Source organism: Cellulomonas sp. GbtcB1 (assembly GCF_019091725.1).
Taxonomy (GTDB): Bacteria; Actinomycetota; Actinomycetes; order Actinomycetales; family Cellulomonadaceae; genus Cellulomonas.
Genome location: NZ_JAGXJG010000149.1, coordinates 1 through 502, shown reverse-complemented (window position 1 = coordinate 502; position 502 = coordinate 1). Strand labels below are relative to the sequence as shown.

Annotated in this window: 1 protein-coding gene; it reads right to left on the bottom strand. The window is 70.1% G+C overall.

Going from position 1 to position 502, the window contains the following annotated elements:
- Nucleotides 1–43: 43 nt before the first annotated feature.
- Nucleotides 44–502: amino acid--tRNA ligase-related protein (locus tag KVT14_RS20110; protein WP_306795880.1), on the bottom strand; the 459-nt coding region annotated here is incomplete at its 5' end.

The following is a 502-nucleotide window of genomic DNA, read 5'->3' as shown; positions in this document are numbered from 1 at the left end:
ACAGGAAGGCGGTCCCCTGCTCGGCGCCGAAGACCACCAGGCCTCACTTCCCCGCCAGCCGCGGGTCGACGCGGAGCTGGCGGGTCAGCGGGGAGTTCACCTTGGGGAAGTCGGTGTAGAACACCGGCGTGGTGGTGGTCTTCTCGCACAGCTCGCCGTAGATCTCCTCGAGCGCGACGCCCCAGGTGACCGACGGCTCGAGCTCCAGCCCGATGGCGTCCGCGTGCCGGAGCAGGACCTCGACCGGGGTGTCCGCCGTGATCTCCTCGCCCAGCTTCTCCGAGACGGCCTGGCACACGGTCTTCACGGGCCAGGTCCCGGACAGGTCGTACTCGGTCACCCGCCCGTCGGCGTCCGCGCGGCGCGCGACCGGGGCGCCGTGCACGGCGGTCGCGGCGTCCTGGATCATCTGCTGGGTGAGCAGCCGCATGGTGTCGTAGTCGCCGTAGGTCTCGTACACCTCGAGCGACGTGAACTCCGGGTTGTGCTTGAAGTCGACGCC